Origin of the sequence: Allokutzneria sp. NRRL B-24872 (assembly GCF_002155965.1) — a bacterium.
In the GTDB taxonomy this organism is placed as follows: domain Bacteria; phylum Actinomycetota; class Actinomycetes; order Mycobacteriales; family Pseudonocardiaceae; genus Allokutzneria.
In genome coordinates this window covers 1-309 of record NZ_MUMH01000260.1, presented here as the reverse complement: position 1 = coordinate 309, position 309 = coordinate 1, and the positions used below count along the sequence as shown (strand labels likewise).

At 70.9% G+C, this 309-nt stretch carries 1 pseudogene; it reads left to right on the top strand.

The window, feature by feature from the left end:
• Positions 1–55 precede the first annotated feature (55 nt).
• Positions 56–309: pseudogene (locus CCN37_RS37125) on the top strand (GntR family transcriptional regulator); the annotation flags it as partial.

The window sequence follows — 309 nt, the reverse complement described above, 5'->3', positions numbered from 1 at the left end:
TGCCAGCCGGAACTCCGTCCGCGAGGCGCTGCGTGCCTTGCACACCTTGGGAATCGTGGACATCCGGCACGGGTACGGCACCTTCGTCGGTGCCGCGCCGATGACCGCGTTCACCCCGGGGCTGCTCTTCCAGGCCCGGCAGTCCCTCGGCAAGGACGCTTCGGTGCTGGCCGACCTGGTGGAGATCCGGCGCATCCTGGAGGTCGACCTGATCGGCAAGGTCGTCCCGCTGGCCGACGAGGAGTTCCTGGCCGGGCTGGACGCGCTGACCGAGGCGATGGAGTCCGGCGAGCGCGACGCGGACGAGCG